General features: G+C 42.2%; 14 protein-coding genes. 4 read left to right on the top strand and 10 right to left on the bottom strand.

Annotation, left to right across the window (positions count from 1 at the left end; genetic code table 11):
* The 8 genes from ACFOHL_RS08320 to thrS all read right to left on the bottom strand — a co-directional run.
* On the bottom strand, positions 1–501 hold a 501-nt coding region (locus ACFOHL_RS08320; RefSeq protein WP_376919762.1), incomplete at its 3' end, for a hypothetical protein.
* A gap of 59 nt (positions 502–560) precedes the next feature.
* Entirely contained in the window at positions 561–860 is a 300-nt protein-coding gene (locus ACFOHL_RS08315; protein ID WP_376919761.1) for an integration host factor subunit alpha, read from the bottom strand.
* A 5-nt stretch (positions 861–865) separates the two neighbouring features.
* Entirely contained in the window at positions 866–3,253 is a 2,388-nt protein-coding gene (gene pheT, locus ACFOHL_RS08310) for a phenylalanine--tRNA ligase subunit beta (RefSeq protein ID WP_376919760.1), read from the bottom strand.
* Positions 3,254–3,265: 12 nt separating this feature from the next.
* Positions 3,266–4,246, bottom strand: coding sequence for a phenylalanine--tRNA ligase subunit alpha (gene pheS, locus ACFOHL_RS08305; RefSeq protein WP_376919759.1), 981 nt, complete (start codon positions 4,244–4,246; stop codon positions 3,266–3,268).
* Positions 4,247–4,451: 205 nt separating this feature from the next.
* The gene (gene rplT, locus ACFOHL_RS08300) at positions 4,452–4,808 is read right to left on the bottom strand and encodes a 50S ribosomal protein L20 (RefSeq protein WP_376919758.1); all 357 of its coding nucleotides are present in this window, start codon (positions 4,806–4,808) and stop codon (positions 4,452–4,454) included.
* A 23-nt stretch (positions 4,809–4,831) separates the two neighbouring features.
* Positions 4,832–5,029: a 50S ribosomal protein L35 gene (rpmI, locus tag ACFOHL_RS08295; protein WP_376919757.1), complete on the bottom strand. Its 198-nt coding sequence runs from the start codon at positions 5,027–5,029 to the stop codon at positions 4,832–4,834.
* Between the two features lie 109 nt (positions 5,030–5,138).
* Positions 5,139–5,699, bottom strand: coding sequence for a translation initiation factor IF-3 (gene infC, locus ACFOHL_RS08290; RefSeq protein ID WP_376919756.1), 561 nt, complete (start codon positions 5,697–5,699; stop codon positions 5,139–5,141).
* A gap of 82 nt (positions 5,700–5,781) precedes the next feature.
* Positions 5,782–7,698 carry a threonine--tRNA ligase gene (thrS, locus tag ACFOHL_RS08285; RefSeq protein ID WP_376919755.1) on the bottom strand — a complete coding sequence of 639 codons (1,917 nt, stop codon included), beginning with the start codon at positions 7,696–7,698 and terminating at the stop codon, positions 5,782–5,784.
* Positions 7,699–7,994: 296 nt separating this feature from the next.
* On the opposite strand from thrS, the gene ACFOHL_RS08280 reads away from it, so the two are divergent.
* A complete protein-coding gene (locus ACFOHL_RS08280; RefSeq protein ID WP_376919754.1) occupies positions 7,995–8,942 on the top strand; it encodes a DUF3080 family protein in 948 nt (315 codons plus the stop codon).
* Positions 8,943–9,282: 340 nt separating this feature from the next.
* Here ACFOHL_RS08280 and ACFOHL_RS08275 read toward each other — a convergent pair whose 3' ends face one another.
* Positions 9,283–10,761: an aminotransferase-like domain-containing protein gene (locus tag ACFOHL_RS08275; RefSeq protein ID WP_376919753.1), complete on the bottom strand. Its 1,479-nt coding sequence runs from the start codon at positions 10,759–10,761 to the stop codon at positions 9,283–9,285.
* Positions 10,762–10,843: 82 nt separating this feature from the next.
* On the opposite strand from ACFOHL_RS08275, the gene ACFOHL_RS08270 reads away from it, so the two are divergent.
* Entirely contained in the window at positions 10,844–11,842 is a 999-nt protein-coding gene (locus tag ACFOHL_RS08270; protein ID WP_376919752.1) for a threonine dehydratase, read from the top strand.
* A 176-nt stretch (positions 11,843–12,018) separates the two neighbouring features.
* On the opposite strand, the gene ACFOHL_RS08265 is transcribed toward ACFOHL_RS08270, so the two are convergent.
* Positions 12,019–13,854: a ricin-type beta-trefoil lectin domain protein gene (locus tag ACFOHL_RS08265; RefSeq protein ID WP_376919751.1), complete on the bottom strand. Its 1,836-nt coding sequence runs from the start codon at positions 13,852–13,854 to the stop codon at positions 12,019–12,021.
* An 819-nt stretch (positions 13,855–14,673) separates the two neighbouring features.
* Between ACFOHL_RS08265 and ACFOHL_RS08260 the strand changes: the two genes are divergently transcribed.
* Complete coding sequence (locus ACFOHL_RS08260) at positions 14,674–15,444, top strand: class II aldolase/adducin family protein (protein ID WP_376919750.1); 771 nt, start codon at positions 14,674–14,676, stop codon at positions 15,442–15,444.
* A gap of 13 nt (positions 15,445–15,457) precedes the next feature.
* On the top strand, positions 15,458–16,633 hold the full coding sequence (locus ACFOHL_RS08255; protein WP_376919749.1) for a mandelate racemase/muconate lactonizing enzyme family protein: 1,176 nt from the start codon (positions 15,458–15,460) through the stop codon (positions 16,631–16,633).
* The last annotated feature ends 154 nt before the right edge of the window (positions 16,634–16,787 follow it).

Below are 16,787 nucleotides of genomic sequence, written 5' to 3'. Positions count from 1 at the left end.
TTGCCACTGAAGCTTGGCTTCAGATAATGCATCACCTTTAAAACCTTTTTTCTTTAATTCTTCTGCAGATTTAGCAATTAATGCGTCACGCTTGCTTATCAACACTCTTCCTTGCTCATGCAAGGATTCAAAGGCTGGATATTGTTTAAATACGGAATTTACATCATCAAAGTTGAAGAAAGCTTTATCAAAATCAAGTTGATAGTTAAATTTCATGCCTTGAAATTCTAAGAATATTAGACCTTGTGGCCCTTCAATCAAGCGCCGTTCTGATGGGAGTAAATTGACTTCGTCCGCAGCAGAGAGTAAACGGCTTTGCCAGATTTTTAAGGCCTCAGTATCCTTAAGTTTGCTAGCTTGCATTAAACTATCGCGTACATCATCGGCTGACAAAAGCTCAGAGAGGCTCAACAACGGCGTCGGTGGTGTCTGTGAAGTTTTGTGAATATCTGCTTCAGAGCTAGGTTTTGAACAAGCACACAAGGTAAAAAAAACGCACATGATACACGTGCGCTTTAGCATTTTTAAGATAAACCAAGTACTACTACATGACATGCGTGCTAGGCATCTTTCCTTGGGATATTTTCCACTCGGGATTTGAGTTTTTGACCAGGCCTAAAAGTGACAACACGCCTTGCTTTTATTGGAATGTCTTCACCTGTTTTAGGGTTGCGCCCTGGGCGCTCATTTTTTGTGCGCAAATCAAAATTTCCGAACCCAGAAAGTTTCACCTGTTCACCAGACTCTAGGCATTCTTTGATTTCTTCAAAGAATATCTCTACCAAGTCCTTCGCGTCTTTTTTATTCACGCCTAATTTATCAAACAGATGTTCTGCCATATCCGCTTTGGTTAATGCCATATTGACTATTCTCTCAATGTTGCACCGAAGTGTTCCTCTAGATGACTAACAACCTTATCGACCGCTTTCTGAATTTCTTCATCTTCGAGAGTGCGTTCTTTGCTTTGTAACCATAAAGATACTGCGAGGCTTTTATGACCCTCTGCAATGCCTTTACCTTGGTACACGTCAAATAAGTTTATGTCAACTAAATTCGATATGCCAATTTTTTTTATACTTTTTAGTAGTTTACCCGTTTCTACCTGCTCTTTAAGTGTAATTGCGATGTCACGCCTATTCATCGGGAACTTTGAAATTCTATCAGCCCACGGTAATTTTCGCTCAGAAATTGCACTTAAGTTTAATTCAAAGGCGAAAACTGCTCCACTTAAGCCTAAAGGCTTATGCAGTTGCGGATGTATAGCGCCACAGTAGCCGACTTTGACATCATCCAAGAGAATATCCGCCCCTTGACCAGGATGAAATGTAGTGCCGCTGGCGCGTTCAAAAGTGAAGTCTTTATCACCACACACTGATGCGAGTATGTTTTCAACAACGCCTTTAACATCAAAAAAGTCAACGGCTTTGTTCGCTATTGACCAATGCTCAGGATGGGTATTACCCGCAACTACACCTGCAATAACTGGATATTGATCAAGGCCAGTTTTTTCGTCTTGATTGGGTATAAAGACTAAGCCAGTTTCAAATAAGCGCAGATTAGCCTGTTGACGTTTTTGATTGTAAGACAAGGCTTGGAGTAAACCAGGCAATATGCTCACACGCATTGCTGACATATCGGCAGAGATTGGATGCGGTAGTTGTTTTGCATCTAACTCAGGATATAGCAGTGTTTGCTTTTTAGGGTCAACAAACGAATAAGTGATTGCTTCATTAAAGCCAGCCTGCAACAAAATACTCTTGATACCTTGTAAAGGCACATTTGACTCCCGCTGGGGTATCATTTTTAAACTGGCAAGCGGAGCTTGTGAGGGAATATTATTGTAACCGTATATACGTGCTACTTCTTCAATCAGGTCTTCTTCAATTGCAATATCAAAGCGGTACGTTGGTGCATTAACTTGCCATACATCTTCTGCAAACACCGGAGAGAGTCCCAATCTGTCTAAAATATCTGTTACTCGCTCCGCGGCTAAAGACGTGCCAATCACTCTGTCCAAACGGGATTTTCGCAGGCTTATTTTTTGTCTGACAGGTAAGTTGTCACTAGATACTGCTTCTACAACATTGTGTACGGTGCCGCCTACAATACTGACTAAAAGAGCAGTGGCACGCGCCATCGCTTCATTTTGTAGCGCAAAATCAACGCCGCGCTCGTAGCGGTGTGAAGCATCAGTATGCAAACCATATTGTCTAGACTTACCTAATATCGCTTCTGGCGCAAAAAAAGCTGATTCTAAAAATATATTTGTTGTACTCGCGCTGACACCAGAGGCTAAACCACCAAATATGCCAGCTAAAGCGAGGGGTTTTTCTTCATCAGCAATGACTAGTGTATCGGTATTGATAGTGACTTCATTCTCATCCAGAAGTACCAGTTTTTCGCCGTCTTCCGCCATACGCACATGTATGTCACCTTTCAAACTATCGTTGTCAAAAGCGTGCATTGGATGCCCAAGCTCTAACAATACATAGTTGGTCACGTCCACAACGGGATCAATACTGCGAATACCACTTCTACGCAGTTTTTCTACCAACCATAGAGGACTTTTTTTACTTAAATCTACACCTTCTATCAAGCGTCCCAAGTAGCGCGGACAAGCTGATGGCACATCCAGCACAACGGCTCTTGTCCCATTGCCTTCATTCGTCACCGTTTCACTTTCGGGTTGATTGACGTCTAGTTGATTTAACACTCCCAATTCTCGGGCAACGCCTTTTATTCCCAAACAATCCGCGCGATTAGGTGTTAAGTCAATTTCTATCATGCTGTCTTCTAAAGACAAATAATTTCGAATATCTTGACCAACTGGCGCATCTGCAGGCAACTCAATGATGCCTGAGTGATCTTCGCCCATGCCCAATTCAGAAAAACTACAAAGCATGCCAAAAGATGCTTGTCCTCGCAGCTTCGCTTTTTTGATTTTAAAGTTACCGGGCAAAACAGCACCAACTTTTGCAACTGCCACTTTGAGGCCTTCTCGGCAATTTGGAGCCCCACAAACGATATCCAATAGTTCATCGTCCCCAACATTGACTTTTGTTACCTGTAATTTATCAGCATCTGGATGTTGCACACACGCTACAACCTCACCGACTACGACACCAGAAAAGTCGCCTGCTACCGCTTCAACACCGTCCACTTCCAGTCCGGCCATACTCAATTGTTCGCACAATGCATTTGTGTCTAGTGCTGGGTTTACCCACTCTCTTAACCAGGATTCACTAAATTTCATCTTTTTCTCTGCTTACTTAAACTGCTTGAGGAATCGAATATCATTTTCGAAAAATGCGCGTAAGTCATTAACACCATATCTAAGCATGGTAAGACGCTCCACTCCCATACCAAAGGCAAAACCAGTGTATTTTTCTGGATCAATGTTGACTGCACGCAATACATTTGGGTGTACCATTCCGCAACCCAATACTTCTAACCATTTACCATTTTTACCCATTACGTCTACCTCGGCAGAGGGCTCGGTAAACGGAAAATAAGAGGGTCTAAAGCGAATGGTTAAATCTTCTTCAAAAAAGTTGTGCAGAAAGTCATGCAAAATCCCCTTTAATTCAGCAAAACTTACCTTGGTGTCAACCATTAAACCTTCGACCTGATGAAACATTGGTGTGTGTGTTTGGTCATAGTCATTACGGTAAACACGTCCAGGAGATATAATACGAAGTGGTGGCTTCTCGACTTCCATTGTACGTATTTGTACACCAGAAGTTTGTGTACGCAGCATCACATCAGGACTAAAATAAAAGGTATCGTGATCCGCTCTCGCAGGGTGATTTTTAGGGATATTCAGGGCATCAAAATTATGAAAGCCATCCTCTACTTCTGGCCCAGATTTTACCTGAAAGCCTAAATCAGAGAAATATGCTTCTATGCGTTCAATAGTGCGACTAACCGGGTGCAAGTTCCCCGCATCTAATCGCCGCCCCGGCAAGGAAATATCAACCGCTTCTTCCGCTAATTTTGCATTGAGTTCTGCTGTTTTTAAAGTAGCTAACTTATCGTTAATTAAGCCTTGTACTGCTTGCTTTACTGCGTTTATTGCTTGACCAGCCTTTGGCCTCTCTTCTGCAGACAGTGCGCCCAGACCTTTCATTTGGTCGGTGATTTTACCTTTTTTACCCATAAAGTTGACACGAACCGCATCAAGTTCTTCAGGAGTGTTGGCTTCCTCAATCGCTAATTGAGCTTCATTTTTTATAGCATCGAGCTCCATATTTTCCTCTTTTATAGGCTCTCTGAAAGATTACAGATAACTTGCATTACTAAGTTCTTAAGGCTTCGATGTAGCAACGCCTTATACAAACCGCTCATTTTACACTTATTTTTAGTATTTTAGTTAATTGTTTTTGCGGGCAAAAAAAAAGCGAACATCCCGTTCGCTTTTTTTAAAGAGCTTAAACTATTAATAATACGTCAGCTTATGCTAACGCGCCTTTTGCAGCCTCTGCCAGTGCAGTGAATGCTGATTTGTCATGTACTGCGATGTCAGCAAGGATCTTACGATCGATTTCAACAGACGCTTTTTTCAAACCGTTGATGAAACGAGAGTAGCTGATACCATTTTGACGCGCAGCCGCGTTAATACGTGCAATCCAAAGTTGGCGGAATTGACGCTTACGCTGACGACGGTCACGATATGCATACTGACCTGCTTTAGTTACTGCTTGCACAGCAACGCGATATACACGACTACGGGCTCCGTAGTAACCTTTAGCTTGTTTTAATACTTTTTTATGACGTGCGCGGGCAATAGTGCCGCGTTTTACTCTAGCCATTGTTTAGTCTCCTTAAGTACAGGTTATACGTACGGCAACATACGTTGGATAAGCGCGGTATCATTATCATGAACCAACTTCTTACCACGTAGGTGGCGTTTACGCTTAGTACTCTTCTTGGTCAAAATGTGACGCAAGTGAGACTGTTTACTCTTGAATCGACCAGAGCCAGTCTTGCGGAAACGCTTTTGCGCTCCACTAACAGATTTCATTTTAGGCATTGCTAAAACTCCGCATTGTTAAAATAACTAATAGTTGCAGACTTATTAGTTGTTAATATTTGCAGCAAGGTGATTTACGTTGTGCAGACGCAAATACTTTAGACCACTACTACTTCTTAGTTGGGGCGAGCACCATGATCATTTGTCGACCTTCTACCCTATTGGGGAACGATTCGACTTGGGCAATATCTTGCAAATCGTCTTTTACACGAGTAAGCAAGTCAATACCGATGTCTTGGTGAGCCATTTCTCGACCACGAAATCTAATCGTGACCTTGGCTTTATCACCGCCTTCAAGAAAGCGACGCAGGTTGCGCAGTTTTACCTGGTAATCGCCTTCATCAGTGCCAGGGCGAAATTTAATCTCCTTGACCTGAATTTGTTTTTGTTTTTTCTTCTGTTCTTTTTGTGCCTTGCTCTTTTCGAACAAGAACTTCCCGTAATCCATAATTTTACAGACTGGGGGATTTGCGTTAGGACTGACTTCTACTAAATCAACCCCGGCAACTTCTGCAGCTTCAAGCGCTTGTCTAATCGATACTACACCGGCCTGTTCACCATCTGCATCAATTAGTCTAACTTCATTAACAGTAATTTCTTCATTAATTCGGGCTTTATCGCCCTGTGCTTTATTAGCCCCGCCTTTAATACGCGAATCCTCCAAGAACATTAAAAAAACAGCCTAGCCAAGCCTAAATTTTGTACAGCTGGCTACACGAACCGCAATATTATACCGATTATATTTAATTGTGCTATTGAATTTTTTTAGAATTTATATCTTCAACAAGTAGTGTTTTAAATTCTTCAACACTCATTACACCCAAGTCTTTACCTTTTCGCGTGCGGACAGCCACCGCGCCGGATTCCTTCTCTTTTTCACCGACAACCAACATGTAGGGTACTTTTTTCAAAGTATGCTCACGTATCTTAAAGCCAATTTTTTCGTTTCTGACATCACGTTTTACTCTAATGCCAGCTGCTCGCAAGCTTGATTCTATGCCCGCTACGTACTCTGCTTGACTATCAGTGATATTCGCGATAACGACTTGTGTTGGAGCTAACCAAGTTGGAAAAGCACCGGCAAACTCTTCAGTCAAAATACCAATAAATCGCTCCAACGATCCCAGAATCGCTCTGTGGATCATAACGGGCACTTTTCTTTCGCCATCTTCATCCACATAGGTCGATCCCAAGCGCCCTGGCATCGAAAAATCTAACTGTATTGTGCCGCACTGCCATGCGCGATCTAAACAGTCGTAGAGCGTAAACTCAATTTTTGGGCCATAAAAAGCGCCTTCTCCCGGTTGGTATTCAAACTCAATATCATTAACTTTGAGGGCTTCCGCTAAGGCTTTTTCTGATTGATCCCAAATCTCATCGCTGCCTACCCGCTTTTCTGGTCGAGTAGATAACTTAACTGCGATTTTTTCAAAGCCAAAAGTGCTGTAAGTATCATAGACCATCTTGATACATGCACTCACCTCATCCAAAATCTGCTCTTCTGTACAAAAAACATGTGCGTCGTCTTGAGTAAAACCGCGTACACGCATCAGTCCATGCAAGGCGCCAGAAGGTTCATTGCGGTGACAACAACCAAACTCCGCCATTTTCAAGGGTAGATCGCGATAAGACTTTAAACCCTGATTAAAAATTTGCACGTGACCTGGGCAATTCATAGGTTTAACGGCGTACTCTCGCTTTTCTGATTCAGTGGTAAACATGTTTTCAGCATATTTGTCCCAGTGACCTGACTTTTCCCACAATGAGCGATCCATCATCAATGGCCCTTTGACCTCGTCATAACCATATTCATGGAGCTTTTCACGCATAAAGCGTTCTAGTTGTGTGTAAATAGTCCAACCGTCATTGTGCCAAAACACCATACCTGGCGCTTCTTCCTGCCAATGGAACAAATCGAGGGTTTTACCAATTTTTCTATGATCGCGTTTTTCGGCTTCTTCTAAACGGTTCAAGTAGGCCTTAAGCTGCTTTTTGTCTGCCCAAGCAGTGCCATAAATACGTTGCAACATTTTATTATCACTGTTACCACGCCAATATGCACCGGCTACTTTCATAAGTTTGAAATGTTGGCAAAACTTCATATTGGGCACATGCGGCCCACGACACATATCAATGTATTCTTCATGGTGATATAGACCAGGCTTATCGGTTTTTTCGATATTCTCGTCTAAAATCTGGATTTTGTATGATTCACCGCGAGACTCAAAGGTATCCCGTGCTTCTTGCCAACTAACGACCTGCTTGACAACCGAGTAACTGGTTTTCGCCAAGTCGAGCATGCGTTTTTCTATGTTGTCTAAATCTTCTTGGTTTAGCGGTTTGTCTAAATCAACATCGTAATAAAAACCGTTGTCAATTACCGGTCCAATTGCCATTTTTACATCTGGGTAAAGTTGCTTTATCGCATGCCCAACTAAATGCGCACAACTGTGTCGTATGATTTCCAATCCTGCGTCATCTTTTGCAGTGATTATTTGCAAATTGGCATCTTGTTCTATTAAATCAACGGCATCAACTAATTCGCCATTTACCTTACCGGCAATTGTTGCTTTTGCTAAGCCTGGGCCGATGTCGGATGCAACATCCAACACACTGACTGCTTTATCGAAACTACGCTGACTACCATCGGGGAGAGTGATTACGGGCATATTATTCCTTTTCAGTGGTGACACCTACCATGCGCCACTTGATATTATGATTTATGATCAACATTGAACTTTTATTAGGGTCTGCACACCAAAGGTCAACAGACCCTAGTATACTAACAGTCGACAAGGTCGCGCAGCCTAAGTAAATAAATACGACTAGCTGGGGCGACTTTCGACCTACTTTTTAAGCGCGAAATTATACAGATATGCTTGAGCGACATGCAAACAAAACCTATCCTCATTTTCTTCTTTGCGCACTACTACGCGTTACGGGTGGGTGTGTTTTACTCTTTTTAGTGAGTAGTTGTGACCAGCACACACAGATTAAATCAGATTTACATGCCTTGCATACCCGCGTAGTGTCATTTATCGGTACTAATGAGATTCCCTTGAATGCTGACTTACACTTGAATCCTCCTCAAAGGTCTTCGATGCGGATCAAAGTGACAGAGTTACAAATAAACTTGAGAGAGTTTTACGCCTTAGAAAAATGCCAACTAAATAAAACCGTTGCAGAACGAAATACGGCATTAGGAAAAACGCAACTGCCATCTACTAGGTATGCATACGAAAAAGCGCTTATTGCTCAACTTCAGTCCTGCCTGAAATTACTTCCTGCAAATCATAAAATGACACCAAAATTATCCGAATGGCTAGAGCTCAAACAAGGAGAACTCCCCTTAGTTTGGGCAAACATGATTACGCAAAGCCAAGAAGTATACAATGCCTTTGCTGTCACTCCTGACTTTATTGCAGGTAACGACAAAGACCAACTTCACGCTGCAAAACAAGCGCTACGATACATTCTAGTTGCTGACGATACATACAAACTAGAAACGCATTTGAAAACATTACAGGACAGTAGAATTTTTGCTCGCATGTGGCGCAGTCAAAAACTGGTCACGCAGTATCTTCAACAAATGAAGCCAAGTTTACAAACTTATTTGGATACGAATCAGTGCAAAACCAGGCAAGATAGAGAAGCCATCAGTATTATGAGAAATATCTTCCGGCACTTTTTTGCGGAAAAAATACAATCAACGCTAAGTCAACTTAACCACTATCACTATCAATTGAACCCTCTACTGACTGAACTGAGCCAAAAACTAGCGAAGCGAGGGGATGAAGCAAGCCTGCTTTCAAACTACATAAATCATCATACTCAATTAAGTCATAATGCGTATAAAGAAGCTGTGAATGAATACATCGCGTTATGGCGGTCTGTGTTTGTGCATTGTGATTAATCTGAATGATCGTTTACTCGGGTCTATTGTATGCGGCAACTTCAATTGTGGACTGACTATTTTCTTCACCTGTCGTTTCATCGACGAAGTTTGATCAATGCTACTCGCAACAAAAAGCGAATACTGTATTGATGAAAAGACAATTAACCTGAACTCGGGATAAGCAATTCTGCAAACTATTGAAGTTATTGTTTATTTGTTTAATACACTATCCAGTAGTGACCTAAAGCTCGATATCAAGGCGCTCAAGTGAAGGAATAACGAGTTATTTCAAGCTTGAGCAACGCAGATAGGGCGCTGCTGGACGGAGTTGCTTATCCCGAGTTCAGGTTAATTAAGCTCATCCACTTTTGATAAAGCCAGATTGCTTGATTATATTGAGTGCTCGCACTAATTCTTCATGACTTTTCGCCGCGGTTAAGCTCACTCGAATAGCATTGGGAAATTTGTGGCTCACTGCGAAAACACTTGCTGGCACAACCCGTACACCTTGTTTCTTCAGTTGATCTGCGACGAAATCAGCGTCTCGGCTCACCTGAAGCCAAACATGTGAGCAAATCGGTATTCCATGCGCTATATTTTCACCTTCTGCGTTTTGAACATTGTCCTTGAACTTGTTCGTATGTAACGGTTCGACATTTACCTTATGAGTTTTTACATGTTTGGGAAAGGCCTTCGCAAATAGCCTAAATCGCATTGCAATCTCTCGCTGCTGTGCCTTAGTTCGATGATACGCTGTACCATCGTCAATCCAAAGTTTTGCAATCGCTGCGGTGAGTGGGCTAAGTTGCCAACTGGTAGCATGGCTTTGTTGACTAATTTGATTGAATACAGCGTGTTTACCAGCAATAACTGCAAATCGAATGCCTGGTGATATCGCTTTTGCAAAACTCGAAATAACAATAGATTGCGACTGAATATCCGCGGAAATAGGCGCCCTGCCAGAAAGCGTACCAATCACATATTCTTCAATAAACAATAGCTTTTCATCTCGAATAATAGCTTTGATATCATTCATACGTCTGTCATTCATCGACGCGGCCGTTGGGTTTTGATAAAGCGGATCAGACACCATCACTTTCGCCCCTGTGCTGCGAATAGCGAGTGCCAGTGCTTCTGGTACTAAGCCTAAATGATCGCTTTTTACACCGTAAAGCTTTATACCCATTTGTTTGGCGAGCGCTTTCATTCCGGGGAATGTTAGCTCGTTTACCAATACTACTTCATCTTTTTGGCAACATGCCATTAGGCTTATCATCAGCGCATTTTGCGCCGTATTGGTGATCAAACAGTGTTGTGAACTAATTTTATAACCTAATCCCGATAGCCACTTTGCCCCAGCAATTTTTAGCTCTGCCACAAAACTTGGGGATTGGTAATTTAGGTACTCGCTTAATCCACTGGTTTGTTCACTTAATTTGGCGATTGCTAGCTCTAATGCATTATCTTTGCCGTCAATGTCGAGCAACTGTGCTGGTTGGTGGGTACTTAAGTCGATCACGTTTTTTTCAGCCGACTGGTTTAATAAAAACAACTCAGCTTCAGCGCTTTGGCCTAGTACATAGGTTCCGCGACCCACTTCACCAGAGATTAATTGCTGTTTTGCAGCTTGGCGAAATGCTTTAGTCACCGTACTTAGATTAATACCTAAATGCCATGCAAGCCTGCGTTGAGGTGGTAACTTTTCGCCAATAGCGAGCTTGCCACTGGCGATATCATGCGCCATAGCATCGACTATTTGCTGGTAAAGAGGTTTTGGTGGAGTACTCGCTAAGAGCACTTCTTCAAGATTAGGTACCCAGATTTTATTGTTCGCCATACAATATAATTGTTGCACCATACAATTTAGGATTATAAGCTTTTTGTCAAGTTTTTAAGCATCCCAAAACAATGAGACTGTTATGTTTAATCTTTCAGATATCAATCACGCTGCTGATGTTATTTATCAAATTATGCCACCAACGCCGCAATACAACTGGCCGCAATTATCAAAGCAGATGGACTGTGATGTTTGGGTAAAACATGAAAACCACACCCCGACTGGTGCTTTTAAAGTGCGTGGTGGTATTTACTTGATGAATCAGTTGGAGCAGCGAGCTGTTAGACCAACAGGTATTTTGTCGGCAACACGCGGGAATCACGGACAAAGCTTGTCTTTTGCTGGTCAAAAAACTGGCATCCCTGTGACAATTGTTGTTCCCGAAGGCAATAGTAATGATCAAAATACGGCCATAAAAGGTTTCGGCGCTAATTTAGTTATCCATGGCAGAGATTTCGAAGCGGCACGCCAGTATAGCGCTACGTTGCTGAAGAGCAGTGGGTATCAGCTTATAGCGCCATTTGCGCCTGAGTTGGTGATTGGTGTAGCGACATACGCGCTTGAATTCTTGCAAGCAGTAAAAGATTTAGATCTTGTTTATGTGCCAATAGGTATGGGATCCGGTATTTGTGGTCTCATAAAAACCCGTGATTTACTAGGAATAAAGACCGAAATTATTGGTGTTGTGGCTGAAGGAGCACCTGCGTTTTCTAAATCATTCAACGCGGGTGAGATTATTCTTGATCAAGAAGCAGACACCTTGGCTGACGGCGTTGCCACTCGCACACCGCTACCTGAAGCGTTTGAGATTATCAAAGGTGGTGCAAGTCGAGTGATAACGGTAACTGAGCAACAAATCACGCAGGCCATGTATTTGTATTTTAAAACGACACACAATTTAAGTGAGGGTGCTGGTGCTGTATCGCTCGCAGGCTTGATTGCAGAACAAGCTAAAATGAAAGGCAAGCGTGTAGGGGTTGTGCTTTCTGGCGGCAATATCGACTTTGCGCGCTTTAGTAAATATATTTCGCCATATCTTTCTGGTGATTTAATGGCAAGCGTTGGCGCTTCTGTAGCCTAGTTGCCAGCTAGGGTCTGTATGTTTGATAACAATAACACTTAATATACAGCTTCGTTACTCAAGAGCACGGAATTTAATTGTTCGCTAAGATTAGATCTTTTGTTTTACACACAAAAAAAATCCCTGACCAAAGATACAGGGATTAAAACTATGCTAAATATACAAACAGTCTATCATTAATTGTGACGTTGGTCAGGTGGTAAATCCGAAGGATCGTCTGTGTTGAAAATTGTTGCTTCAATCAATCCGCTAGCTCCTAAGTTACTCGTCGCGCCAAAATTAGTAAAACCACCGGTTAATGTCGCCCTTTCATTTGCATCAAGTACACCGTTACGGTTGTCGTCTGTATTGAACAAGTTAATTGTGGCCACACCAGGACGAGATCCTGTGAAATTGTTAAAGTTATTTCCATCAATTTCTAGGTTTCTGAATGAAAAACCAAATATGCCGCTTTTACCACTGCCATAAAACGCATTGTTAAGCACCTTAATATTGATAGATCCTTCTTCACTTTCCGCTTGGCTGCCGTGATCTTGATAGGGCAGAATACTAACGCCTTGGTTGTTTTGAGCACCATTCACCACACGATTGACCGCAATCGCATTATCAACAATCGTTACGTCTCTTGACATATGCTCGACGTTAATACCACTTGAAAAATCAAATTGGTCATTTGTTGATCCAACCGTTTCAACGAAGTTATCTTCAATGGTTACACTCGCCACCTTAGCAACCGCAATTGGAAATTCAGACGCTCTAATAGGATCGCGACTCAAGCGACCATGGTTATTCTCGATCATACCATTATTAAATTTGATAATAAGGTTATCGTTGTTTCCACGAGCTGCAAAAGTATTATTAGGAAAACCTGGTGCTTCACTAACATTAGGATTGTACCCGTCGTTACCACCGTCGATTTGTATTCCGACTTGCATGGGTGCTTGACCCGCATCAACATAGAAACTGTTGTTGCGTATTCTCAAACTACCAGCCTGTTGCCAAAATAAACGGTCACCCTTCGCATCAAATAGATTTGTTGATACGCGAGTGAAGTTAGATAGCAAAGCATCTCTAGTTAAGTCAACAGCCTTGTTTAAATTTCTAAAGGTAGAATTTTCTATGACGAGGTTTGATGGAATAATACCTCGGTTACGAATGCCAGCGGTCGCATTTTGTAAAGTTACATTGTAAACAGTAAGATTATTTGAGCGAGTACTGCCCTGATTGTTTAATTCAATCAAAGTGTTAAGGCCGTTGCGGTTGTCCCCTACTACAGATAAATTTCGAATTATTACATTGCTTGCGGCAACAATAAATGCTGGTGTGTACTCAGCAAATGAACCAGTTCTTGGTACTGAGTGGTTTATTGTCTTGCCATTTCCCTCAATTACCACACGCTTATCAACCACGATTGATTGTGAAGCAGAGAAATTAGCAGTTAAGGTGATTGTATCACCCGCATTCGCTCTCGCAATGGCACTGACAAGTTGGGCAGCGTTGGCAGCAACTAAATCACCTGATACGTTGGACACACTGTTATCAGTGGTCGAGCTATTTGGTGTAAACGCTAATCGGGTTTCGTTACAACCGTCCCACATTACCAGTTTTGTGCCATTAGCTGGGTTGGCAGAACCTCCAAATGGATGAACACATTTACCACTCGATTTTTGTTGTAAACTGCCGCCACCAGTGCGGTTAAACCTGACGCGATCAGCAAAATCGCAACCATCCCATAGTACTAGCTCTGTACCATTTGATGGAATGGTTGCTCCCCCTGGATGAATACACTTGTTGGTTGGGACATGTTTAACACTGCCACCGGGTGTCCAAGAAAACTGCGAAGCACCACCAGAACAGTTGTCACTTAAAACAACATTGGTGCCATTTGCTGGAGAGGCAGAATTGTTTGCTGTTCTCAGACATTTCCCAGATGAGTGTTCAACAGTTTGCGCCAAAGCGCCGGTGGTGTACAAAAGTGTGCATAATGTTGCGCTTAGAATGTGATACTTCATGAAAACATACTCGCTTCTAATTTTTAATTGTGTGTGCAATGAGTTAATCAACAAAAAAGCACTTTGTTACACAAAGCACCTATTTGTTAATTAAATATTAACATTTAAATAAAAATGATCAACGAAAATTCATAAATATGTAATAAAATTTATTAATAAGGTGATTTTTTAGAAATTCTTTAATCCAAAGAAGTTTAATAAAACCAGCAAAATCATGATGATGGCTATCAGCCCAACCGACGAACACCAAAAACCTGAATCTTCCCTGTCTTCTAACAGGGTAAATTTTTGTTGTCTGGGATACCGACCGATAGTTAACAATTTACATACAGGCCAGCCTACCCAGTAACAAATAGTAAAGAAGAATAGTTCAGAAAGAATGTAGCCAATTCCTCTTAAAAAAACCTTTACCTATATCACTCAATATATCTTCCATAACACCCAACCTTATTTTTATCCTATTGTTTTCTCTATTTAACCTTAACTATGGATAAGCAATTCTGCAAACTAATGAATTTACAGTTCATTTGTTTATTCCAATATGCAGTGGGGACCACCTAAAGCTCGATATCAAGGCGATCAAGTGAAGGAATAATGAGTTATTTAAAGCTTGAGCAACGCAGATAGCAGGATTTAGGGCGCTGCTTGATGGAGTTACTTATCCAGAGTTCAGGGTAACTATTTACGCGCGATTTTGTATTCGATACAGCCATATACTGACAATTACAATCCAGCACTGTAAACTATTACAAATAATCACATAGCATAATAGAGGCTGTTTTTCTTTGTTTATGCATCTATTTTTTTGGCAAGCGAGTTATGTACGACCTCCCCCAATTAAGTTTGAAAGATAAAGTATCTGAACAAGAGTGGCTAACCAGAGTCGAACTGGCTGCATGTTATCGTTTACTTGTGATGCACGGGTGGGATGATTTGATTCACACTCACGTGTCAGCGCGTATTCCCGGTACGGATGCTTTATTGATTAATGCATTTGGCCTTAGCTTTGAAGAAGTGACTGCGTCAAATTTAGTTAAAATTGACATTGAAGGTAACATATTAGACGAAGCATGCCCGTTTAATATTAACCCTGCTGGTTTTACTATTCACAGTGCTGTACATAAGGCAAGGCATGAAGATCAATGCGCCATGCACTTGCACCATCCGGATACCATTGCTGTCGCTAGCCTAAAAGATGGCTTGCGTCCCTATTCTCAGTACTCTGCTTTTGCTCTAGCGAGCATGGCCTACCATGGCTATGAAGGTCTCGCGGTAGAACACGATGAAATTGCTAGGTTACAAGCTGATTTGGGTAATGCAAACTTTATGCTACTGCGTAATCACGGGGCATTGACAATGGGTTTAACCATAGGTGATGCGTTTATGCATATGTACGATTTGGTTCGGGCTTGCGAGATCCAAGTCAAATTGATGGCGAGCCATGCGCCCATTGTCGAAGTAGACCAATCTATTATTGATGGCATTAAAGCCCAGGCGGCCATTGTGCATACTGGGCAAACCGGCGGCCAAAAAACATGGCCTGCAATGATGAGACGAGTGAAACGCGCCTACCCTAATTTTGATACTTAAAAAAGAAGAAAGAATGAAAATTACACAAGTAGAAATTTTTGATATCCATTGTCCTGATCGCCCACCGTGGAACCCTATATTTGTAAGAATATACACTGATGAAGGTTTGACCGGCGTCGGAGAAGCTGGGCTTGCTTACGATTGGGGGCACAGTGCAGCGGCTGCTATGATAAAGGAAATCGCAGAGGCCGTGCTTATCGGTTTTGATCCGTTTAAAACGGAATTGCTGTGGTCAAGAATGTTAAGAGAGAGTTTTTGGGGGCTGGGCGGAGGGCCTGTTTTATATGCGGCGATGAGCGCAATCGATACCGCGCTATGGGACATAAAAGGTAAAGCTTTAAACGTGCCGGTTTATCAATTGTTAGGCGGTAAAACAAATGATAATTTGCGTACCTATGCCAGCCAGCTTCAGTTTGACTGGAGTCAGGACTGCGTAAAAATGCTTAGCCCTGATGATTATTCGCGCGCGGCCGAAAAGGCAATGGCCGAAGGTTATGATGCCGTGAAAGTGGATCCTATTGTGTATGACGAAAACGGTGATTCGAGTTTTGATCGTACCAAGTTGTTCACCCCTAAACAGATGAAGTTGTTTGGCGATCGCTTGCGTGCAATACGTCAAACCGTGGGCGACGAGGTCGATATTATCTTTGAAGCCCACTCTTTAATGGGCTGTGCCTCTGCAATACAAATGGGTGAAGTGATCGAAGAAGTCAACTGTATGATGTTTGAAGAGCCCGTCAACTATTTGAACGCAGCTGTGCATAAAAAGGTTTCTGAAAACTTACGCGTGCCGATTGCTGGCGGAGAACGGCTTTATCATCGTTGGGATTGCCGCCCTTATTTTGAAGATCAGAGCATTGATGTATTGCAGCCAGATGTCGGTTTGTCAGGCGGTTTTACCGAAGCTAAGAAAGTATGTGACTATGCTGATGTATACGATATTCGCATACAAGCGCATGTTTGTGGTGGTCCGGTAGCCACGGCAGCGGCGCTTCAATTAGAAGCGGCCATCCCTAACTTTTTGATACACGAGCACCATACCTATGCGATAAAATCATGGAATCGTGAACTGTGTATTCAAGATTATCAGCCTGAAAATGGTACTTTCAAAGTACCTGATTTACCGGGAATTGGGATTGAACTCAACGATAAAGTAGTCAACCGTTCACCAAAGGTAATCGTCAAGTAAATTCGGCTGAAATAAGTATGACCGTCGCGGTGGGATTATACTTGGAAGTGCCTCCTTTGTTGTCGAAAAATCAGAGCGCATATTGATGTCTCGCAGCGTTTTTTTTCGACAAAAAAAGAAGTAACTTCTGGGTGTAATCCAGTCGTGGTCTGAC

The sequence above is a fragment of the Agaribacter flavus genome (assembly GCF_042646125.1).
GTDB lineage: Bacteria > Pseudomonadota > Gammaproteobacteria > Enterobacterales > Alteromonadaceae > Glaciecola > Glaciecola flavus.
The sequence above is the reverse complement of the archived record's forward strand: the minus strand, read 5'-3'. Positions and strand labels throughout refer to the sequence as shown.